Origin of the sequence: Aeromonas sp. R5-4, from assembly GCF_040908215.1 — a bacterium.
Taxonomy (GTDB): Bacteria; Pseudomonadota; Gammaproteobacteria; order Enterobacterales; family Aeromonadaceae; genus Aeromonas; species Aeromonas veronii.
Genome location: NZ_JBFODG010000014.1, coordinates 37,530 through 58,138, shown reverse-complemented (window position 1 = coordinate 58,138; position 20,609 = coordinate 37,530). Strand labels below are relative to the sequence as shown.

Annotated in this window: 19 protein-coding genes and 4 tRNA genes; 11 read left to right on the top strand and 12 right to left on the bottom strand. The window is 59.9% G+C overall.

Annotated features, from left to right (window positions below; all coding sequences use genetic code 11):
- The first annotated feature begins 6 nt into the window (after positions 1 to 6).
- Positions 7 to 1,134, top strand: a complete 1,128-nt coding sequence (locus AB5Y83_RS05820) for a GTP-binding protein (RefSeq protein ID WP_005355076.1) — start codon at positions 7 to 9, stop codon at positions 1,132 to 1,134.
- Here the strand turns inward: AB5Y83_RS05820 and AB5Y83_RS05815 are convergent.
- Both AB5Y83_RS05815 and AB5Y83_RS05810 read right to left on the bottom strand, forming a co-directional pair.
- Positions 1,119 to 4,226: an efflux RND transporter permease subunit gene (locus tag AB5Y83_RS05815; RefSeq protein ID WP_368174841.1), complete on the bottom strand. Its 3,108-nt coding sequence runs from the start codon at positions 4,224 to 4,226 to the stop codon at positions 1,119 to 1,121. The genes AB5Y83_RS05820 and AB5Y83_RS05815 overlap by 16 nt on opposite strands.
- Entirely contained in the window at positions 4,223 to 5,323 is a 1,101-nt protein-coding gene (locus AB5Y83_RS05810; protein ID WP_368174840.1) for an efflux RND transporter periplasmic adaptor subunit, read from the bottom strand. The genes AB5Y83_RS05815 and AB5Y83_RS05810 overlap by 4 nt, the downstream gene beginning before the upstream one ends.
- Positions 5,324 to 5,413: 90 nt before the next feature.
- Here AB5Y83_RS05810 and AB5Y83_RS05805 point away from each other — a divergent pair, with 90 nt between their 5' ends.
- Together AB5Y83_RS05805 and mdtD are read left to right on the top strand one after the other, a co-directional pair.
- Entirely contained in the window at positions 5,414 to 6,022 is a 609-nt protein-coding gene (locus tag AB5Y83_RS05805; RefSeq protein WP_005355070.1) for a TetR/AcrR family transcriptional regulator, read from the top strand.
- An 11-nt stretch (positions 6,023 to 6,033) separates the two neighbouring features.
- Positions 6,034 to 7,437, top strand: coding sequence for a multidrug transporter subunit MdtD (mdtD, locus tag AB5Y83_RS05800; RefSeq protein WP_236268716.1), 1,404 nt, complete (start codon positions 6,034 to 6,036; stop codon positions 7,435 to 7,437).
- On the opposite strand, the gene AB5Y83_RS05795 is transcribed toward mdtD, so the two are convergent.
- The 3 genes from AB5Y83_RS05795 to folB all read right to left on the bottom strand — a co-directional run bounded on the left by AB5Y83_RS05795 (position 7,409) and on the right by folB (position 8,904).
- Entirely contained in the window at positions 7,409 to 7,897 is a 489-nt protein-coding gene (locus AB5Y83_RS05795; RefSeq protein WP_005336108.1) for a YbaK/EbsC family protein, read from the bottom strand. The genes mdtD and AB5Y83_RS05795 overlap by 29 nt on opposite strands.
- A 126-nt stretch (positions 7,898 to 8,023) precedes the next feature.
- Positions 8,024 to 8,533, bottom strand: coding sequence for a 2-amino-4-hydroxy-6-hydroxymethyldihydropteridine diphosphokinase (gene folK / locus AB5Y83_RS05790; protein ID WP_139474360.1), 510 nt, complete (start codon positions 8,531 to 8,533; stop codon positions 8,024 to 8,026).
- Positions 8,533 to 8,904, bottom strand: a complete 372-nt coding sequence (gene folB / locus AB5Y83_RS05785; RefSeq protein ID WP_005355064.1) for a dihydroneopterin aldolase — start codon at positions 8,902 to 8,904, stop codon at positions 8,533 to 8,535. The genes folK and folB overlap by 1 nt, the downstream gene beginning before the upstream one ends.
- 157 nt (positions 8,905 to 9,061) lie before the next feature.
- Between folB and plsY the strand changes: the two genes are divergently transcribed.
- The 6 genes from plsY (at position 9,062) to AB5Y83_RS05755 (ending at position 11,416) form a co-directional block, all read left to right on the top strand.
- Positions 9,062 to 9,724 (top strand): glycerol-3-phosphate 1-O-acyltransferase PlsY, encoded by a 663-nt coding sequence (gene plsY / locus AB5Y83_RS05780; protein WP_368174839.1) that lies wholly within the window; start codon positions 9,062 to 9,064, stop codon positions 9,722 to 9,724.
- A 47-nt stretch (positions 9,725 to 9,771) separates the two neighbouring features.
- Positions 9,772 to 9,847: transfer RNA gene (locus tag AB5Y83_RS05775), tRNA-Phe, on the top strand.
- A 52-nt stretch (positions 9,848 to 9,899) separates the two neighbouring features.
- Positions 9,900 to 9,975 (top strand) — tRNA-Thr (locus AB5Y83_RS05770).
- Positions 9,976 to 9,978: 3 nt separating this feature from the next.
- Positions 9,979 to 10,054, top strand: a tRNA-Phe gene (locus AB5Y83_RS05765).
- A gap of 8 nt (positions 10,055 to 10,062) precedes the next feature.
- Positions 10,063 to 10,138, top strand: a tRNA-Asn gene (locus tag AB5Y83_RS05760).
- Between the two features lie 105 nt (positions 10,139 to 10,243).
- Positions 10,244 to 11,416, top strand: a complete 1,173-nt coding sequence (locus AB5Y83_RS05755; protein WP_368174838.1) for a nucleoside recognition domain-containing protein — start codon at positions 10,244 to 10,246, stop codon at positions 11,414 to 11,416.
- 76 nt (positions 11,417 to 11,492) lie between these two features.
- On the opposite strand, the gene AB5Y83_RS05750 is transcribed toward AB5Y83_RS05755, so the two are convergent.
- On the bottom strand, positions 11,493 to 11,825 hold the full coding sequence (locus AB5Y83_RS05750; protein WP_139474361.1) for a nucleotidyltransferase family protein: 333 nt from the start codon (positions 11,823 to 11,825) through the stop codon (positions 11,493 to 11,495).
- Between the two features lie 133 nt (positions 11,826 to 11,958).
- Here AB5Y83_RS05750 and AB5Y83_RS05745 point away from each other — a divergent pair, with 133 nt between their 5' ends.
- Positions 11,959 to 12,474, top strand: a complete 516-nt coding sequence (locus AB5Y83_RS05745; protein WP_368174837.1) for a ClbS/DfsB family four-helix bundle protein — start codon at positions 11,959 to 11,961, stop codon at positions 12,472 to 12,474.
- 248 nt (positions 12,475 to 12,722) lie between these two features.
- Complete coding sequence (locus AB5Y83_RS05740; RefSeq protein ID WP_368174836.1) at positions 12,723 to 13,178, top strand: hypothetical protein; 456 nt, start codon at positions 12,723 to 12,725, stop codon at positions 13,176 to 13,178.
- A gap of 5 nt (positions 13,179 to 13,183) precedes the next feature.
- Here the strand turns inward: AB5Y83_RS05740 and AB5Y83_RS05735 are convergent, their stop codons facing one another.
- From AB5Y83_RS05735 to argC, 6 genes are all read right to left on the bottom strand, one after another.
- Complete coding sequence (locus AB5Y83_RS05735) at positions 13,184 to 14,731, bottom strand: HEPN domain-containing protein (RefSeq protein ID WP_368174835.1); 1,548 nt, start codon at positions 14,729 to 14,731, stop codon at positions 13,184 to 13,186.
- A gap of 10 nt (positions 14,732 to 14,741) precedes the next feature.
- On the bottom strand, positions 14,742 to 16,127 hold the full coding sequence (gene argH, locus AB5Y83_RS05730) for an argininosuccinate lyase (RefSeq protein WP_368174834.1): 1,386 nt from the start codon (positions 16,125 to 16,127) through the stop codon (positions 14,742 to 14,744).
- A 414-nt stretch (positions 16,128 to 16,541) separates the two neighbouring features.
- The gene (locus AB5Y83_RS05725) at positions 16,542 to 17,777 is read right to left on the bottom strand and encodes an argininosuccinate synthase (RefSeq protein WP_033115910.1); all 1,236 of its coding nucleotides are present in this window, start codon (positions 17,775 to 17,777) and stop codon (positions 16,542 to 16,544) included.
- 68 nt (positions 17,778 to 17,845) lie between these two features.
- Positions 17,846 to 18,757 carry an ornithine carbamoyltransferase gene (locus AB5Y83_RS05720; protein WP_368174833.1) on the bottom strand — a complete coding sequence of 304 codons (912 nt, stop codon included), beginning with the start codon at positions 18,755 to 18,757 and terminating at the stop codon, positions 17,846 to 17,848.
- Between the two features lie 25 nt (positions 18,758 to 18,782).
- Positions 18,783 to 19,562, bottom strand: a complete 780-nt coding sequence (gene argB / locus AB5Y83_RS05715; protein WP_005336097.1) for an acetylglutamate kinase — start codon at positions 19,560 to 19,562, stop codon at positions 18,783 to 18,785.
- A gap of 22 nt (positions 19,563 to 19,584) precedes the next feature.
- Positions 19,585 to 20,592, bottom strand: coding sequence for an N-acetyl-gamma-glutamyl-phosphate reductase (gene argC / locus AB5Y83_RS05710; protein ID WP_368174832.1), 1,008 nt, complete (start codon positions 20,590 to 20,592; stop codon positions 19,585 to 19,587).
- Between the last annotated feature and the right edge of the window lie 17 nt (positions 20,593 to 20,609).

Below are 20,609 nucleotides of genomic sequence, written 5' to 3'. Positions count from 1 at the left end.
TCTGACATGACTGATATGCAAGATACCCGTATCCCAGTGACCCTGCTGACCGGCTTTCTCGGTAGCGGCAAGACAACTCTGCTCAATCACTGGGTCAAGCAGCCGGAGCTTGGTGAGTGCGCCGTGCTGATCAACGAGTTCGGCTCGGTGGGGCTGGATCACCATCTGGTGCAACAGGTGGATGAGCAGGTGATGCTGCTCGACTCCGGCTGCATCTGTTGCTCGGTGCAGGGCTCTTTGGTGGAGGCGTTGCAGGGGCTCTTTATGAAGGCCATCCAGCGCAAGATCAAACCGTTCAAGCGGCTGATTATCGAGACCACAGGTCTGGCTGACCCAGCCCCCGTTCTGTTTACCCTGCGCGAAGAGGGCTTTATCGCCCAGCGCTACCGCTTCGATGGTACCGTCACCGTGGTAGATGCTGGCCATATCGAGCAGCAGCTGGCGGCTCAATATGAAGCGGTGAAACAGGTGGCGCTGGCGGATCTGCTGGTGGTGAGCAAGGGCGATCTGGTGGATGGCGAGCAGCTGGCGCGGGTCGAAGCCCAGCTGGCGGCACTCAACCCGGCGGCCCCGATCCAGCAGGTGACCAATGGCGAGCTGTCGCCAGCGGTGCTGGAGAAGTTGGGCGCCTACAACGAAGCGGCCGGGCGCGATGTGCGCCAGCTGCTGGCCTGGCTGCGCACCGAATCCCCCAAGCAGGGGCTGGCGTCACCCATGCAGCCGAAGATGCAACCGTTCGCCGCCAAGGTGGGCACAGCTGCGCCCACCCACTTCGAGCACGGCAACATCGAGAGTTTCTCCCTGCGTATCGGCGAGCCGCTCAAGCCCTCTCGCTTGCTGGCCGCCATCGATGCGGTGCAGGCCCAATATGGCGATGCCCTGCTGCGGCTCAAGGGGATCTTGCAGCTGGAAGGGGAGAGCCAGCCGGTGGTGATCCACGGTGTCCACGGCCAGCTCTATCCGCTGCAGGCGCTGGGCGACTGGCCGGAGGGCAAGGCCCAGTCCCGACTGGTGTTTATCGTGAAAAGTCAGGACAAGGCCGGTATCGAGCAGCTCTTTATGGCGACCCTCAAGGCCCCCGAGCCCACTCTGGAAGAGCGGCTCAAAGCCATGCTGGGTCAGCCCGACAACTGATCTTGCGCGTTGCAGCTCTCCTGTACCGGGTCAGGACGGCGGCGGTTGAACAGCACAAAGGCCACCGGCACAAAGTAGAACGAGAGCAGGGTCGCCAGCGCTGTGCCACCGGCGATGGCGATGGCAAAGGGTGGCCAGAAGCCGCCGCCCCCCAGCAATAGCGGGATGAAGCCGCCTACCGTGGTGATGGTGGTCGAGATGATGTGGCGGCTGCAACCGGCCACCAGATCACGGATCTGCGGCAGATTGCCCTGTTGTGCCAACGGGTCTGCCCTCAGCTCGGCCAGAATGACGATGGCGGCGTTGATGGCCAGCCCCATCAGTCCCAGCAGGGCGATGATCACCGTAAACCCGAAGGGGTAGCCCAGCAGCCAGACCCACAGCAGCCCGAGCCCCGCCGACTGGATCGCCACCAGGGTGACGATGCCCGCCAGCCGGAACGAGTTGAAGCTGAGCACCAGCACGGCCACCAGCAGCACGGCGACCAGGCTGACATGGGCCATCAGATTTCCCACCGATTCATCCCGCTTGGCGGCTTCCCCGCCAAACTCCAGCCGATAGCCCGGCGGCAATGCCAGCGCCTTGGCGGCCAGCCTCTCTTGGACCTGCTCCAGCACGGTTTGCGGCAATACGCCGACCGCCAGATAGGCCTCCAGCACATTGACCCGCTCACCATCCCGACGGCTGATCTCCCCCCAGCTTGGCAGCAGCTCGGGAGTGGCCAGTGCCCGCAAGGTGAGATTGGCAGCCCCTTGCTGGCCGGTGCCGGTGAGCGATAGCGGCACATTGAGCAGCGCATCCGGATCCTGACGCAAGGGCTCTGCCAGCCGCACTCTTACCGGAATTGACTCGGTGCCTTCCAGCACAGTGCCGCCCAACCTGCCATCCAGTGCGCCCGCCAGCCGGGAGGCAACATCGGTCAGGCTCATGCCTGCCAGTCGGGCGGCCTCCTCATCGACCTGCAACCAGAGTTTGGGTGCCCCTGCCTGCAAGGTGGCGCGGGTCTGCACCACGACCGGGGTATTGGCGAGCAGACTGCGCAGCTCCTCTCCCAGACGGTGTAGTTGTTCAAGATCGGGGCCAAACAGCCGCAGCTCGACCGGGGCATTGAAGGGCGGCCCCTGTTCCAGCTTGCGCACCAGGATCTGCGCTTCGGGAAATTTTGCATCGAGCCGCTGCTGCAGTTGTGGAATGAGCCGCTCGGCGGCATCGGCATCCTGCAGAGTGATCATCCCCTGGGCGTAATCGGCCCGCCCCTGTTTTCTGGGCACCAGGTTGTAGTAGAAGCTGGGGGCGTTGTCGCCCACCACCCAATCCTGGCGAACCAGCTCGGGGAGGTTGTCCAGCTCGGCGGAGATCCCCAGTGCCAGCTCGCGGGTGCGCGTCAGGCTCGCCTGTGGGGAGAGGCTGGCCTCGATGTGGATCATGTCCCGGTCGGCAGGGGGAAAGAACTGTTCGGTGAGGCGGCCCGCCACCCAGAAACCGAGAAGGGGCAGCAGACTGACCAGCAGCAGGGTTCGCCATGGGTGAGCAAGCGCCATGGCGATGCTCTGCTGGAAACGGGCGCTCACCCGGGGCAGGTGCAAGCCATCCTGATACCAGCGCCCCCCCTGATCACTGCCAATCCAGCGGGCTGCGAGGCCAGCCACCAGGGTGTGGGCGATGAGGTAGGATCCCAGCAGCGAGCAGATCACCGCCCAGGCTATGCCGCCGACAAACTCGCCTGCGGGGCCCGGCATCAGAATGATCGGCATAAAGGCGAGCATGGTGGTGAGGGTGGATCCCAGCAGTGGCAGCCAGAGGTGGCCGATGGCTTCCAGTGCGGCGGCACTCATGGCCATGCCGTGGCGGCGCTGATACTGCACCCGATCCGCCATGACGATGGCGTTGTCCACCATGATCCCGAGCGCCACCACCAGACCGGTGACCGACATCTGGTGAATGGGCAGATTGATCAGGTTCATGCAGGCGAATGAGAACGCCACGGTAAGCGGCAGCGACAGGGCAACGATAATGGCGGCCTTGACTCCCAAGGTCACCAGCAGCACTGCCACTATGATGAGGAAGCCCTGCACAATGTTGATGAGCAGGGTGTCGAGCCGCTGATCGGTATAACGCTGCTGATCGAAGCTGGTGACGAGGCCGATATTATCCGGCAAGTCCTGTTGCAGCTGGGCCTGCATGGTATCGACCCGTGCCGACCAGAGGTCGATGCGGTGATCCTGTGCCATGCGCAGGCCGACCACCACGGCCCGCTCACCATTGGCAAAGGCCAGCTGGCTCTCCGGCTGGTGTAGGGTACGTCTTACCTCGGCCAGATCGCCAAGGCGCAGGGTCTGGCCCTGCTCGCCGGTACGCAGCGGGATCTGGCGGATCCGCTCCAGGGTATCGAGGGCGCCACGGATCTCTACCTGAAAGCGATTGTGGCTGCCCTGCAACTCCCCGGCGGCCACTTTGGCATCGGCACCACTCAGCGCCTGGGCAAGCTGTTCGCCACTCATGCCGCTGGCACTGAGGGCGAGGGGATCGAACCGCACCTCGATCTCCTCCTGCGGTGCCCCGACCCGCTCGACGTATTCGGTGCCCGGCAGCTGGCGAGCCCGGCGTTCCAGCTCGGCGCTGTAGCGGGCGAGGCGATCCAGCTGCGGCTGGCCCGGCCCGCGCCAGACCACATTGACCAGCCGGGTGAAGGGGTAGCCCTTCTCGTCATCCAGCTTGGGGGCACTGGCGCCGGCTGGCAGTCCGGCGGCAAGATCTGCCAGCCGGTCACGGACTCTGGACCAGACGGGCTCGACATCGCTGACCTCATCTTTGAGCTCCAGATTGATGATGGAGAGACCGGGGCGAGAGCTCGACTCGATCAGCTTGATCTCGCTCTGGGCCCGCAGCCGGTTCTCGATGGGCTCGCTCACCAGCGCCTCCACCCGCTCGGCGCTGGCCCCGGGGAAGTGGGTAACCACGCTGGCAAAACGGCTGGTGAGCTGGGGATCTTCGGTTCTGGGCAGGGTCTGCAATGCCGCAAGGGCGGCCGTCAGCAGCAGCGCGACCGTCAACAGCAGCAGGCGGCCATTCTCGATAAACGGGCGGATCATGACTGTGGCTCCGGATGGCCTGCCTGATGATCCACGCTGGTTGTCAGGGTGACCTGCTGGCCCGGCACCAGTTTATGCAGGCCATCGATCACCAGCTGTTCCTGTCCGCTCAGGGCACCACTGATCCAGGCCCGTTCGCCATCTTGCTGCAGCAGGGTGACGTCCCGACTGACCACCCGGGGTGGCGTTTCGTCGTTGAGCAGGTAGAGGGTCCAGCTGCCGCGCAATCCCTGGGTAAGCGCGGTTAGCGGCACCTCGTAGGCGCGGGTGGGCTCGCGGGTCTGATGCAGCAGGGTGATCAGTTGCCCCTCTGCCAGCTGTTCGCCGCCCCGGGTCAGCTGGAAGCGGGCGGTGCGGGTGTGGGTCTGCCCGTCCACTTGTACCCCCATATTAAGCAGGCGCCCCTCCAGTGATTGCGCCCCGCTTTGCAGGGGATAGCGTTGGCCGACGATCAGGGACTCGGCCTGTTTCACCGGCACGCCGATATCGGCCTCCCACTGGCCGCTGCGGGTCAGGGAGAAGAGAGGCTGACCTGCGGCCACCACGGCCCCCAATGCCTGCTCGCGGCTGACCACGATCCCGTTGAAGGGGGCTCGCAGCTGTGATTTCTCCTGTTTGACCCGGTTGGCTTCGAGGGCGGCGGCCAGCTGGTTGGCGCTTGCCTCCAGCATGCGGACTTTGCCTTGCTGTTCATCCAGCGCCTGACGGGAGCTGAACTGCTGCTGGCGCAAGGCGGTGAGCCGGTCGAGCGTCTGCCGGGCAAGGGTCAGCTCGGCCTCGTTCTGGGCTGCCCGGGCGGCCAGCTCTTTGGCTTCCACTGCCAGCAGCCGGGTGTCCAGTGTGGCCAGCAGTTCGCCAGCCGCGACCGGCTCTCCGCGTCCCTTGTGCAGAGTGGCGATCCGCCCTGCCTGCTCGAAGCCTATCTGGCTGTGCTCGGGGGCGATCACACGGCCATTGAAGCGGTGCAGCACCGGGTAGTGATCGCTGGCTTGCAGCGGCTGGGCGATCACCCGGGTCAGGGCGGGTGTTTCTTCTGACTCTGTGACCGGGCTGCAGCCACTCAGTAAGAGCGCCAGCAGGATTAAGCAAAGTGTCATGACATCATCCTCTGGTTGACATAACATCAAATCACACCGGTGAGTCTAGTTTTTCGAAACTAGACTGTCCAGTTTGATTGTGGAGGAAAAATGAACATTTCACCCCGTAGTCAGCAGAAGCGGGCTGCGATCCTTGATGCTGCCGGGCGGCTCTTCTGTCAGCACGGTCTGCATCTGGTCAGCATGGACATGGTGGCCAGTGAAGCGGGCGTCTCCAAGCAGACGGTCTACAGCCATTTTGCCAACAAGGAGTCGCTGTTTGCCGAAGCGGTGGGCAGCAAGTGCGTCAGCAGCGAGCTGATGCCGGAGGTGTTGCTGCGTGGCAACAATGTGCGGGAGAGCCTGATTGCCTTTGGTCGCAGCTTTCGCAAGTTGATCCTGAGCGATGATGCCATCAATATCTTTCGCACCTGCATCAGCTGCAACGATGCCCAGCTGGCCACCCTTTTTTTCGAGGCTGGCCCGCTCTACGTGACCGAGATGCTGTCCAACTGGCTGGAGCAGCAGAAGCAGCAAGGCCTGCTGTGCCATCAAGACAGCGAACAGGCCGCCTTGCAGCTGTTGCTGATGTGGCAGGGCAAGGAGCGCATGCTCCGTGAGCTGGGTCTGCCGTTGACCCAGAGCGCTGCCGAGCAGGATGCCTGGACCCTGAGTTGTGTCGATCTCTTCCTGACCGCCGCCGCTCCCCCGCAAAAATAATGGAGGTGGCAATGAGCCACACAGTGACAGATGCCCAGCGCAAGTGGCTGCCCCTGCTGGCGGCGGTCGGTTTCTTTATGCAGGCGCTGGATGGCACCATTCTCAACACCGCCCTGCCCAGCATGGCCGAGACCTTGGGGGAGAGCCCGCTGCAGATGCAGTCGGTGATCATCGCCTACATGCTGACGGTGGCGCTGCTGATCCCGGCCTCCGGCTGGCTGGCAGACAGATTCGGTACCCGCCGCATCTATCTGACCGCCATCTCGCTCTTTACCCTCGGCTCGCTCGCCTGTGCCGCCTCCAATTCGCTCTCCATGCTGGTGGCCGCCCGGGTGCTTCAGGGGATTGGCGGTGCGCTGCTGATGCCGGTGGGACGGTTGGCGGTGCTGCGGGTCTATGACAAGCACGAGCTGCTGCGGGTGATGTCGTTTGTCACCATCCCGGGGCTGCTCGGCCCGCTGATGGGGCCGGCACTCGGTGGCTGGCTGGTGGAAGTAGCGAGCTGGCACTGGGTATTTCTCATCAACCTGCCGGTGGGGCTGCTCGGCTTTATCGCCAGTTGGCACTTTATGCCGGAGCTGCGGCAGCAGACCGCCCGGTTCGACTGGCAGGGCTTTGTGATGTTCAGCGTCGGCATGGTGCTGGTGTCGGTCGGCTTGCAGGGGCTGGGGGAGCACAGCATCTCCACCGGTTGGGCGCTGTTTGCACTGATCTTCGGCTTGGCGGCGATGGCGAGCTACTGGCTCTATGCCGCCAATGCACAGCAGCCGCTCTTTAGCCTGAACCTGTTCAAGACCACCACCTTTGCCATCGGCATCTGGGGCAACCTGTTTGCCCGCCTCGGCAGCGGCGCCATGCCCTTCCTCACCCCGCTGTTTCTGCAGCTGGGGCTCGGTTTCTCCCCGAGCAAGGCGGGGATGACCATGATCCCCACCGTGATTGGCGCCATGCTGACCAAGACGCTGGTGAACAAGCTTATTCCGAAGGTGGGCTATCGCCGCATCCTGATCGGCAACACCCTGTTGCTTGGGGCGATGATCGCCAGCTTCTACTTTATCGACAACCAGCTCCCCTACGGGGTCTTGCTGGGCTGGCTGGCGATCTTCGGCGCCATCAACTCGCTGCAGTTCTCCGCCATGAACACTCTCACGCTGCAAGATCTCAGCCCGACCCTGGCTAGCAGTGGCAACGGTCTGCTCTCGGTGGTGATGCAGCTCTCCATGAGCTTGGGGGTGGCGATTGCCGCCAGCCTGCTCGGGCTCTTCTCGGCGGGTACCTCTGCGGCCAACGGCCAGTGGCTGGCCGGGTTCCACCTTACCTACCTCTGTGTCGGGCTGCTCTCCATGCTGGCGGCGCTGATCTTCGCCCAGCTGGCACGCGATGGGGCTACGCCGTCGGGGCGGGCAGATAGCTGACCTCGCAGGGGAGCTGCGCCAGCACTTCGGCCAGATGCTCGGTCGCCAGCAGAAAGGTCTGCTCCGGGTGGCCCGGAGTCCAGGTGAAGGCGGTGTGGTTGAGCAGTTGCGGATCCACCAGTAGCGGAATATCGGCGCGGGGCAGGAAGGGGCAGACCGCCCCCGGCAGGCAGCCAATCTCCGCCTGCATCTCTTCGGCGGTGCAGATGGAGGGCTTGGCACCGAGTGCGGCCTTGACCGCCTTGTTGTCGAGCCTGCCGTCCCTGTGGGTCAGCAGCAGGGCGAAGCGGCCATCCTTGAACTTGAGAAACAGGGTCTTGCTGAACTCCGCCTGCCAGCCGAGGCGGGCCTTGACCTTTTCATCGGTGGCGTAGTCGAGAATGGGTTCATGCTCATAGCGCTGGTGGGGCAGTTCGGCCAGCAGCTGGCAGTTGAAGTGGTGAATGGTATCGAGTGGCATGGGGTTCTCCTGTAGTGGGCGCTATCCTGCCAGCCTCGCAGGGTCAGGCCCAATGACACTTTCTTATCCGTGATAAGCAACCCTGTCTGTGCAAACAACAAGGGCGCCGTGAGGCGCCCTTGTTGATCAGTGATGCTGCAATTCGCACGCTTCCCAGTGAAAGGGAATGGGGCACAGCTGCTGGGAGGCCTTGTCATAGGCTTGCCACAGCTCGCCCATGGTGCGGCCATCGACGGGGTGGCGCAGTTTGGGTGCCAGCTCGGCCAGTGGCCACAGCACGAAGGCGTTGGTTAGCACTTCACCGCGCGGCAGCACCAGCGGGGTGTCGCAGACCAGATCGCCATAGAGCAGCAGATCGAGATCCAGGGTGCGCGGGGCGAATTTCTTGGCATCCGGCTCGCGGCCGTGGGCGAACTCCATGGCCCGCAGTCGCTGGCATACGGTGGCCAGCGGCAGATCGGTCTCGGCTGCCGCCACCAGGTTGTAGAAGGGGCGGCCGTTGAAGCCGACGGCCTCGCTTTCGAATACCCGGGAGACCCGCAGCTCGCCAAATTCGGCGTGCAGGGCATCGAGCCCGGCGCGGATATGGCGATCCCGCTCGATGTTGGAGCCGAGGCTGATATAGATGGTGGTCATCAGTTGCTGCTCGCGGCCGGCGTGCGATGGCGCAGGATCTCGACGCCGACTCCGGCGGCATTGGGCACGGCGCCCGGCTTGGTGAGGGTCACCTTGACCCACTGTACCCGCTCGTCGGCGAGCACCAGCATGGCAACCTGCTCGGCCATGGTCTCGACCAGCTCGACCACCTTGCCGCTGACATGCTCGCAAATCTTGTTGGAGAGGTCGGCATAATCCAGTGCCAGATTGATGTCGTCGGTTGCTGCCGCGGGGCGGTTGTCGAACCCCATCTCGAGGTCAAAACGGAGCTTTTGGCGAATGCCCTTCTCCCACTCATATACACCGATGGTGGTCAAAACTTCGAGTCCGCGAATAAACACCTTGTCCATGACTGTACTTCTTCTTTACTCTTGATGGGCTGTGATGACAGCGCAGGGATGCTGGCCGGGCAACAGGCTTGCCGAGGCGCTCTGGGTGGGCATGGGCCCATGCCAGCGTATGTGGCCCGCATCATACCCCATTCATATCGTGGTAAAAACGACCAAGATGACGGCCCTGACGATTTTGATGATTATTCTGGCCTACCTGGGTGGTTCACTATCCAGTGCTGTGCTGGTCTCCCGTTGCTCCGGTCTGCCCGACCCGCGGGATCATGGCTCCCACAATCCGGGGGCAACCAATGTGCTGCGCCTCGGTGGCCGGATGGCGGCGCTGGTGGTGCTGCTGCTTGATGTGCTTAAGGGCACTGTGCCTGTCTATCTCGCCTGGTATCTGCAGATCAAACCCGTCTACCTCGGCTTTATCGGGGTCGCCGCCTGCCTCGGCCATATGTATCCCATCTTCTTTCATTTTCGTGGTGGTAAAGGGGTCGCCACGGCACTGGGGACCATGATGCCCATCGGTTTTACCATGGGGGGCGCCGTGATTGGCACCTGGCTGCTGGTGCTGCTGGTGAGCGGCTACTCCTCGTTGGCCTCCATCATTACCGTGCTGCTGACGCCGCTCTTTACCTATCTGCTCAAACCCGAATATACCCTGCCAGTCTCCCTGCTCTCCTGCCTCATCCTGATCCGCCATCACGAGAACATCTCCCGCCTGCTCAAGGGGGAGGAACCCAGAGTCTGGGGGCGAAAAGGCGCGGCCCGTGCCGAAGAAGTGGCAGAAATGGACGATGTTGCGCAAAAAAGAGACGAACGAGACAAAAAGTGAAATTTCCCGTTGACCATCTGCCTTAAAATCCGTTTAATAGCGCCCACGCCCAGATAGCTCAGTCGGTAGAGCAGGGGATTGAAAATCCCCGTGTCGGCGGTTCGATTCCGTCTCTGGGCACCAATTTTGGTGCCATGAAATAAAAAATTTGTTCATGCACAATGGTTTAAAGTGTGCCGGCTTAGCTCAGTAGGTAGAGCAACTGACTTGTAATCAGTAGGTCACCAGTTCGATTCCGGTAGCCGGCACCATTTGCCCAGATAGCTCAGTCGGTAGAGCAGGGGATTGAAAATCCCCGTGTCGGCGGTTCGATTCCGTCTCTGGGCACCAATTACAATTCCTCCTTAGTTCAGTCGGTAGAACGGCGGACTGTTAATCCGTATGTCACTGGTTCAAGTCCAGTAGGAGGAGCCAATTCAAAAAGCCCTTGTCGCAAGACAAGGGCTTTTTTCTATTTGGCGCAGCCATTTTTTAACCATAAAAACAACCACACACGCACAGATGAACCGCAGGATAGATATGGAAAATCATGTAGTTATAGAGTCAAAGGGGCGACTTGCCGCCATTCGGAACTGGATGGAACCCGTTCTGGTGCTGCTTATTCTTGGCAGCCTGTTCGGTTACCTCGGCAGCCAGATGGGCCTCTCTGCCATGGTCAACACCCTGTTCAATACCGCCCACCAGCTGCTGCTCAATACCGTGCTCTTTATCATGGGGATCACCGTACTTTCCGGCGCTCTCAGCCAGCTCTTGAGCGAGTTCGGGGTGATCCGCCTGCTGGAGGTGCTGCTGGCGCCCCTGATGAAGCCGGTGTTTCGTCTGCCTGGCCGCACCGCGCTGGCGGCGCTGATGACCTTCTTCTCCGACAACCCGGCGGTGATCAGCCTCGCCAAAGACAGCCGCTTTCGCAAAGGCTTCACCCCCTGGCAGCTGGTGTCGCTCACGAACTTCGGCACCGCCTTCGGCATGGGGCTGATCGTGGTCACCTTTATGGCCACCCTGCAACTGCCGAGCGGTGAATCCACCGCCAGCGCGGCGCTGATCGGTTTGCTCGGCGCCTTGGTAGGCTCGGTGGTCTCTACCCGACTGATGCAGCGGATGATCCGCCCACTGGTGGGGGAAGTGCTGAACGATGACGCTGTGTCGTCCGACGGCCGCAAGGTCGGGGTGACCAAAGAGGCGGCTCCCGGCTGGCTGCGGATCCTCAACTCGTTGCTCGATGGCGGCAAATCCGGCGTGGAGCTGGGGATGGCGGTGATCCCGGGCGTGCTCATCATCAGTACTTTCGTCATGCTGCTCACCTTCGGCCCGGGGGAGAAGGGCTATACCGGCGAAGCGTTCCAGGGGGTTGCCCTGCTGCCGGTGCTGGCTGCCAAGGTAAGCTGGCTGTTTGACCTGCTGTTTGGCTTCCTGCAGCCGGAGCTGGTCGCCTTCCCGGCCACCTCGCTCGGTGCGGTCGGTGCCGCCATGTCGCTGGTGCCCCCCTTTATCGCCAAAGGGTGGATCACCGGTAACGAGGTCGCGGTGTTTACCGCCATGGGGATGTGCTGGAGTGGCTTTTTGAGCACCCACACCGCCATGCTCGATGCCCTCGGCTATCGCCACCTCACCTCCCGCGCCATCGTCGCCCACACTATCGGCGGCCTGTGCGCCGGTGTGGCCGCTCACCAGCTCTATCTACTGCTGGGCTGAGTCGGGTTCAGATACGGATACAAAAAGAGGCTCTTCGGAGCCTCTTTGCGTTTCCCCCTGCTCACGGGCGCACCAATCACCTTTGCTGCGTGATGCCCTGCACCTTCAACCAGAATCGCTCCTGACAGTGGTTGTGAAACAGCTTGCTGGCTGGAGTGATGGGAATGGGACTGGCGATGACCCGATAGCTGATCCAGCACTCGGCACAAAGCTGCTGCGATGGCGCTTCGTCCTGTTCGGTTTGCTGGCGGATGACGACTCCATTGGCAAACCAGCTGGTGGTTATCTGGTGCTGGATCACAGTGCCGCTCTCATCATGCTCGCTATAGTGTTCACTCTCTTGGCGTGTGAGGGTGACGGGGCTCGCCTGTCGATGAATGGCCCTGATATAGCTGATTAGTTGATTCATTGCCGATCTTGCCGTGATGGTTGGCCTGCACTGGATGAGCTGCACAGGATGGAAGAAGGCTAGCGTAACGTGCTGCCTTGGTTGCGGCAATCGCCTCGGCTACACCGCAAGTAAACTTGAAAAGGGGAGAGCAATGGGGATCCCGCAAAACAAGGCCGAGCTGCTACTCGCGATCGATACCAATTTCAGCAAGTTGTTCAAGGCGTTGCAGGCCGTCCCCGAGAGCCGGGTGCGGGAGCCGACCTTGGCAGGGCACAGCAAGGGAACCACCATGAGCGTCGTCAATCTGCTGGCCTACCTTATCGGCTGGAACGAACTGCTGATCAGGTGGATCGAGCGGGATGCGGCAGGTCTGCCAGTGGATTTTCCCGAAACCGGTTTTAAGTGGAACGAGTTGGGCGGGCTGGCCCAAAAGTTCTATCGGGATTACGAGGGGCTCAGCTATCCGGCGTTGTTACAGCGGTTGGTGGCCGCCAGAGGGCGCATCATCGAACTGGTGGAGGCGCGCAGCGACCTGCAGCTGTATGGCAGCCTCTGGTATGAGAAGTGGACGCTCGGGCGGATGATCCCGTTCAATAGCGCCTCCCCCTATCTCTACGCCAACGGGCGGCTGCGCAAGTGGCTCAAAGAGTTGGCGATCCGGGTGTGAAAAGAGGGTGATAGCTGCCCGGGGGCGGCGGCAAAACGCTTTGCCACCATATTGCCACTGCCGCCCGTGGCGGCAGCTACTGGCCGCCGGACTCCCCTTTGCGCTCGGCCATCTCCTGCGTGCTGCTTGAACAAATAGATCAGCCATTCAAGGGATTAGCCGGTGCGGTGCGTTTTATCGCCGTGCTGGCCCCGCTTATGCACATCTCTTGGCAACACCATCAAGGGTCGTTGTCGCGGAGAGATATCATGATCAGCAGCCTGCTTCCCCTTGCCTCGATCGCCCTCAAGCTGGGCAGCCAGCTGCTTGGCAGCAGTAGCAAACCCCAGCCCGCGCAGCCTGCCGTACAGGAGGAACACCTTGCCCCGACCGTCCAGAGTCTATTCCAGCGACTCGGCATTAAGGATGCCGACAACGAGCAAAATCGCTCGGCCATCAACCACTTTATGGGGGAGCTGATGCAGACTCTGGGGCAGGAAAATAGCGGTCAGTCACTCCCAGCCGCCATCGATAGCGCCCGCAACCAGCTGGCGAGCGGCACCCAGAGCACCCGCCTCAATGCGCTGCAAAGTGAGCTCGATACCCTCAAGGATTCCCTCGGTGCCAGCCATCTCAACCTCGATCAGCTGCTCGGCGCCTTTAAACAGACCCTGCCCAATGGCAAGGGAGAGGGGGTTGGTAAGTTTTTTAATGCAACAGCTTAGTTCTGTTAATTTGATAATGCTTTCGTGTAATTAATATTACTATTGATCAACATATGGTAACCATTGAGCCTATGGATGACGGCCCCCATAATTTCCATATCTATCCCGATTTTTTCGCCTAGAGAAAATATAAGTAATGTCTCGATAAAAACAGTCTTCCTTGTTAATTCTTGCTCATCGATATAAAAATCGTTTGCGTGTGTTATGTCATTTCTAAGAGTGCATATATCTTTGATGTCTTGTGCATTTAGGTTCCATTGATTAGTTATTGTTGTCGGTAATGTCCTATAGAAGTCAGATATACATTTCTCAGTGTTATATTTACTCCTATTGAAACGAGGTAATCCGTTCAAAAATGATGATACACCTTTACTATTATGGAAGTATTTCCTCATGAATGGTTTGACTCGTTTAATTAATGCCTTGAGTGCATCTGGATCCAGATGAAATTTTGTCTGATGACAGAGAGACTCTAGTAGCCTGAAGTAACCTAAAAATCTCTCCTCTATATTATTCATTCTTCTGTATTTTAAGAGCTTAACGAATAATGATTTATTTTTTTTCTCTAATGAGAAAAATTTTTCAAAAACATGAATGGGAAGAGAAGGTAGCCCAATGGTATCAAATGCAAGATCGTGCCCAAGAGGGAAGAAATTATATGGAGATCTTTCTGCTCGATGTTCAATGTGAGTTGGGAAATAAAGAAAGCCGGGCATTCTTTGGCTATAGTGTTCAACGTGCAACGCGACTTTTGTTATAGGAAAGTCACCTCCTATAAAAAAACATAGGAGTGAATAAATATCATCAAATAAATGTTTTATTGAAGAAAAATTTTGGTCGTTTCTGAAGTGCAAACTCAACGATGGGGGATATTCAAATCCATAGCTAAAATCTTTAAAAGATTGGTAGGTCGATAGATTATATCCAATGGATAAAAACAGGTCCTCATTCACACAACATGATATTTGGTTTGCATCAAATTTATGAGTGAATAAATTTTTTCCTTGACTATGAAGCTCTATTATTTCTTGTTGTTTTTTGGTAATTCCAATCCAGGAGCTTAGTATGTCTGAATGTATGTCTATACATTCAACACCAAACTTTTCGTTATAAAAATTTGTAGGAAGAAAGATTAGGTGCCCGACAGAATATTCACACTCGAAAAATGTTGAGTTTTCATCAAGAATTTTACTGAAGCCATGGATAGGCTTTAAGTTATAAGCTATAAAGGTGCTTGTGAATGAACAAAAAATTAACTCATCTTCAGGTATAGATAGAAATGGAAATTCTCTTCCGTATCTTGTTTCTCCTGTAAATTTTATTGTAATATTGCTTGGAGACAAAGATAGTTTACCTGCAAAACTATTCTCATTATATCTCCATGTTATATTGATAGTTTGATTTTCATCTAGGTGTAAGACTTCTTTCCTAAAAGTTTCCATTTTAATATCTCGGAGAGTTTTATTATTTAATGGTGTATTTTTAATAAAATACCGATTAATAATGAAAACGGCAACCGAGGTTGCCGTTTTGCTTTCAACTTTGGATGACAAGCCGGTTGGCTTAACCCACCCGTTTGGCCAGCCAAGCTTCGGCGGCAGTCAGGGCTGCTTCTACCTGTTCGCGGGCGACGCCGCCTTTGGCGACCCGCTTGGCCAGGGTCGCTTCCAGCTCCAGGTTGGGGTAGACGTCGAACTCGATCACCGGGCTGAAGCGCTGGAACTCGCCGATGGAGAGCTCTTCCAGCGGTTTGCCCACGCTGATGGCAAAGACCACGGTTTCGCCGACGATATGGTGCGCTTCACGGAATGGAATCCCCTTGGCTACCAGATAGTCCGCCAGCTCGGTAGCGTTGGCGTAGCCGCCTTGCGCCGCCGCCATGGTGCGCTCGCCATTTACTTTCAGGTCGATCAGCACCAGCGCCGCCATATCGAGGCAGTCGTGCCAAGTGTCGAGGGCATCGAACAGCCCCTCTTTGTCTTCCTGCATGTCCTTGTTGTAGGCCAGCGGCAGCGCCTTGAGGCTCATCAGCATGCCCATCTGGGCGCCCACCACCCGGCCGGTCTTGCCACGGATCAGCTCCAGCGCATCCGGGTTCTTCTTCTGCGGCATCAGCGACGAGCCGGAAGTGACTGCATCGGAGAGCTCGACAAAGCCCGCCTCGCCAGTGTTGTAGAAGATAAGGTCTTCGGCAAAGCGCGACAGGTGGGTCATGGAGAGGGATGCCACATGCATCAGTTCCACCACGTGATCCCGATCGGAGACCGAATCCAGACTGTTGCGGGTGGCGCCGCTAAAGCCCATGTCGAGCGCCAGCGCTTCGCGGTCGATGGCATAGGCGGTGCCCGCCAGCGCACCACAGCCGAGCGGACTGGTGTCGAGGCGCTTGAGGGCATCCTGCAGCCGGGAGTAGTCCCGTTCCAGCATCTCCACATAGGCCAGCGCCCAGTGAGCGAAGGTGACCGGTTGGGCGCGCTGCAGGTGGGTGTAACCCGGCAGCACGGCGGTCTGATTGGCGCGAGCGGAGGCGACCAGCCCCTGCTGCAGGGCGGTGATGGAGCCGAGCAGCAGCTCGCCCTGCGCCTTGCACCAGAGTTTCAGATCGGTGGCGACCTGATCGTTGCGCGAGCGGCCGGTGTGCAGTTTCTTGCCGAGATCGCCGACGGCGGCAATCAGTTGGCTCTCGACCCAGGAGTGGATATCTTCGGCGTCCGAACTCAGGATCTGCTGGGGATCCTGCTGCACCGAGGCGAGCAGCACCTCCATCGCCTGTTGCAACTTGCCCTGCTCGCCCTCGGTCAACACGCCCACTTTCACCAGCGCCTTGGCCCAGGCCATGGAGCCCTGAATATCCTGCTCCGCCAGCCGGTAATCGAACCGCAGCGAATCGTTGAACTGCTTGAACCGGCTATCGGCTCCCTGACTGAAGCGTCCACCCCAAAGTGCCATACTGCTCTCCTTGAATGCGTTGTCGGTAGGTGTTTACGCCTGCCGTACTCGCGCGGCCTCTTGGCCTGCGCGCAGAAATCTTGCCCTGTATTTTCCTGAATAACAGTGCAGTGGTGATGAGTGCTGTTGCCGTTGAACACGTCAAATCCAGCAACTGCGAATCGGTTCCCTCTCCCTCTGGGAGAGGGCTAGGGTGAGGGTAATTCCCCCCTCATCCCCGCCCCTTCTCCCGCAAGGGGAGAAGGGAGAAAATACGTCAGCATCATATTCACACAGCCCCTGTTATCTCACAGAAGCGGCCGGGGCGCTGCCGCTCTTGTCACACCCGCTGATGATGGGTCAGGGGCTATGCCCTCTGCCTGTAGAAGAGGGGGCCATGCCCCCTCAACGGAATCAATGGGTTATCGCGCTTGCTTAGCCGTGGGTATGGTCGCCACCGATGGCTTGATGTTGCTCCTTCATGGCGCGGATCCGGCTGGCCAGGGTGTAGAGACGGATAAAGCCTTCGGCATGGCTCTGGTCATACACTTCATCGGCCCCGAAAGTGGCGAAGTCTTCGGAGTAGAGGCTGTTCGGCGACTTCTTCTGCACCGCGGTGACCTGACCCTTGTACATCTTCAGCACCACTTCACCGTCCAGATCTTCGGCGATGGCGTTGGCAGAGGCGAGGATCGCCTTGCACAGCGGGGTGAACCAGCGACCGTCATAGACCAGATGGGAGAACTCGGCACCCAGCTTTTCCCGCCAGGCGCGGGTCGGGCGATCCAGTACCAGCTCTTCCACGGCGCGCAGCGCGGCGACCATCACGGTACCGCCCGGGGTTTCGTAGCAGCCGCGGGACTTCATCCCCACCATCCGGTTTTCGGTGATGTCGATGCGGCCCACGCCGTGCTTGCCGGCACGCTCGTTCAGGGTCATCAGGATCTGGTGCGGGCTGAGCGGCTGGTCGTCAACGGCCACCACTTCACCCTGCGCCACGGTCAGCTTGACGTACTCCGGCTGATCCGGTGCCTGCTCGGCTGGTACGGTCCACTGCCAGACCGCTTCGGAGGGCTCGTTCCAGGTGCTCTCCAGCTCGCCACCCTCGGTGGAGATGTGCCAGGCGTTGGCGTCGCGGCTGTAGATCTTCTTCAGGGTCGCCTTGCAGGGGATGTTGCGGGTCTCCAGATAGGAGAGCAGATCTTCCCGGGAGCGCATGTCCCAGATCCGCCACGGGGCGATCACTTTCAGCTGGGGCGCCAGCGCGGCGACCGCACCTTCGAAACGCACCTGATCGTTACCCTTGCCGGTGCAACCGTGGGAGATGGCATCGGCCCCTTCCGCCAGTGCGGCCTCGACCATCGCCTTGGCGATCACCGGACGGGCCATGGAGGTGCCCAGCAGATAGGTGCCTTCATAGACGGCGCCGGTCTTCAGGGTCGGATAGACGTACTCTTTGACAAACTCTTCGCGCAGATCCTTGATGATGCACTTGGTGGCGCCAGAGGCGATGGCTTTTTGCTCTATCCCTTCCAGATCGTCGCGCTCCTGACCGACGTCGGCCACGAAGGCGATGATTTCGGCGTCATAGTGCTCTTTCAGCCAGGGAATGATGGCCGAGGTATCCAGTCCACCCGAGTAAGCCAGTACGATCTTGTTGATTCCGCTCATGTTACTTCTCTCCGTGATGATTCGATGATGATTCAATAAAAGGGTCGTGATTCAGGTTGAGTGCCGCGTTACTTGCCGCCGAGAAGGGTCAGCAACACGGCGTTCTGGATATGCATCCGGTTTTCGGCCTCGTCCATGATGAGGGAGGCGGGGCCATCCATCACCTGCGAGGTGATCTCCAGCTCGCGGTGCGCCGGTTGGCAGTGCAGCACGTGCTGGATGCCGGTGCGGTCGAGCAGGGCCTGGTTGATCTGGTAAGGCATAAAGAGGTCTTTGACCTGCTCCATCGGGGTGTTGTCGCCCATGGAGACCCAGGTATCTGTGTAGGCCACGTCGAACCCTTCGATATCCGCCACGTCATCGCTGATGTGGATGGTCGCCCCCGACTTGGCCGCCAGAGCCTGCGCTTGCAGGAAGATCTGGGTATCCGGGCCGTGGCCTTTCGGGCAGATGAGGGTGACGTCGGTGCCCAGGGTGGCCCCCAGCAGCAGCAGAGAGTGGCTGACGTTGTTGCCATCACCGAGGTAGGCAAGCTTCACCTTCGACAGATCGTCGTAGTGCTCGGCAATGGTCATAAAGTCGGCCAGCCCCTGACAGGGGTGGTAGAGGTTGCACAGGCTGTTCACTACCGGCACTGAGCCGTGCTCTGCCAGCTCGACCAGGGTCTGGTGATCGAACACCCGGGCGACGATGGCATCACACCAGCGGGACAGGTTGGCAGCGAAATCCTTCACCGACTCCCGCTTGCCCAGCGCGCCGTTTTGCTGATCCATATAGACGCTGTGGCCGCCCAGTTTGGCGATGCCGATGTCGAAAGTGACCCGGGTGCGCAGGGAGGGTTTCTCGAACAGGGTGACCACGCTCTTGCCCGCCAGCGCCTGGCTGTACTTCTTCGGGTCGGCCTTGACCGCTTTGCCCAGCGCAATCAGCGCTTCAATCTGGGCTTTGTTCAGATCACTGTCTTTCAGAAGATGTTGCATCGGATGTTCCTTGTTCCGGTGGAGATCAAATAGCTACCTGGGTGCCGACCGCGCCGCCAGCCAGCAGCTTGAGCAGCTGATCCGGGTAGCGCCAGCTGGCGACACAGACCGGCTTGCCGAGGGTCTCGGCGGCGTGCAGGGCTGCTTCTACCTTGACCGCCATGCCGTCGCGGATCACCCCTTTCTCCATCAAATCCAGCGCGGTCAGCTTGTCGAGCTGGGGCACCAGCTTGCCCTTGCCATCGAGGATGCCGCTCACATCGGAGAGCATCACCAGATCGGCACCGAGCGCTTCGGCAATGGCGGTGGCCGCCTGATCTGCGTTGACGTTCATCAGCTGCCCTTCGGCAGTGATGCCGATGGAGCTCACTACCGGCAAGAAGCCCTGACCGAGGATGCCCGCTACCAGCGCCGGGTTGCCCGGCTTGCACTCGCCGACCGCGCCGAGATCCGGGTCGAGCTGGGTCACCTGACAGAGGCCGCCGTCGGCGAGGCAGAGCCCCACTGCCGGAATGCCAGTGGCGATCGCCTTGGCCATCATCTGCTTGTTGGCGGTCCCTGCCAGCGCACCGGCAATAAAGGGGATCTGCTCGAACGGGGTTACCCGCAGGCCGTTCTTCTTGGTGGAGGTGAGGCCCAGCCCCTTGAGCAGGTCATCCACCAGACAGCCACCGCCGTGCACCAACACCAGCGGACGGTGCTGATCGTCGAGGAAGGTTTTGAGGGTGGCGAACAGGGCGGTCAGCGCCTCGTCGTTCTCGATAAGGGCGCCGCCCAGCTTGATTACCAACGTCTGTTTGTCCATGTTCGAGATCCTTCCTAAGTCCTTAAATCAGGCCGGTGGCCGGTTCAAAACCAAATTTGATATTTATGCACTGCATGGCTTGCGAGGCGGCGCCCTTGAGCAGGTTGTCGATGGCAGAGACCACCACCAACATGTTGCCCTGCTGTTGCCAGGCGATATCGCAGTAAGGGGTGCCCGCGACGCCACGGATGGAGGGCATCTGGCCGGTGAGGCGCACCAGCGGCTTGCCTTCGTAAGCCTTGAGGAAGGCCTGATCCACCTGGGTGGGGGGGACGCCGTCCGCCAGCTGTACATAGATGGTGGCCAGAATGCCGCGCACATAGTTGCCAAGGTGGGGCTGGAACAGCACCTCCTTGCCGAGGTGGTGGCTGATCTCCGGCTGGTGTCTGTGATTGAAGGTGCCGTAGGGATTGAGGCTCACTTCGCAGAAGCTGGTGTTGATGGCCGCCTTGCGACCGGCGCCGGAAACCCCGGAGACGGCGTTGATGATGGGCTGCCACCCCTTGGCAATCAGACCATCCTGCTGCAGCGGCTTGAGAGCGCACAGCGATGCGGTCGGGTAGCAACCCGGCACCGCAATCAGCTGGGCGGTAGCGATGGCATCGGCATTCCACTCCGCCAGGCCATAGACGGCCTGATCCAGCCACTGCTCGCTGTCGTGGGTGAAGCCGTAGAAGCTGTCGTAGAAGCCCTGATCCTTGACCCGGAAGGCGCCGGAGAGATCGAACACCGGCAGCCCCTTGGCGAGAAACTTGGGTGCCAGCTCGGCGCTCACCTCGTGGGCGGTGGCCAGCAGCACCAGATCGGCCTGGGTCAGGATCCGGGTCATGCCGTCGTCGTCCAGCGGCAGCAGCGGCTGATCGAGGGCTCCGACCCACTGGGGATGCAGGGAAGAGAAGCGCTTGTGGGCATCCTGACTGCCGGCCGAGACATAGAGGCCGAACAGTTTGAGTTGTGGATGGTTCTGTACCAGTGCGGCCAGTTCGGCTCCCGCGTAGCCACTGGCACCGACGATAACGGTGTTAAGCATGTTGAAAATTCCAAGTC